Below are 258 nucleotides of genomic sequence, written 5' to 3'. Positions count from 1 at the left end.
ATGAAATGCAGTCAACTATTTCACCGGCTAACCAAACGGAACATTCGATTAATAGCGCGTTTGCCTCTCATTTTGCTAAATCGATGTTTTTCACCATTGTCGGACTTGCGATTTTAGTGTTTATTGGCACAAGAATGTTTTCCCATATCGACTTGAATCTCTATGGATATATGGTTGGAACCATCGTCTTCATCGGTGGTTTTTTCTACCGCTTTATTGCATGGGGAGAAAGGCCGCCAACCAAAATAATTATCAAAA

1 pseudogene is annotated in these 258 nt (G+C 39.5%); it reads left to right on the top strand.

Annotated elements, in window-relative coordinates:
- Window positions 1-5: 5 nt before the first annotated feature.
- Window positions 6-258, top strand: a pseudogene (locus RYX56_RS23530) (hypothetical protein); the annotation flags it as partial.

The sequence above is a fragment of the Alkalihalophilus lindianensis genome, assembly GCF_032843265.1.
Taxonomy (GTDB): Bacteria; Bacillota; Bacilli; order Bacillales; family Bacillaceae_D; genus Alkalihalophilus; species Alkalihalophilus lindianensis.
This window is presented reverse-complemented; position numbering and strand designations above follow the sequence as displayed.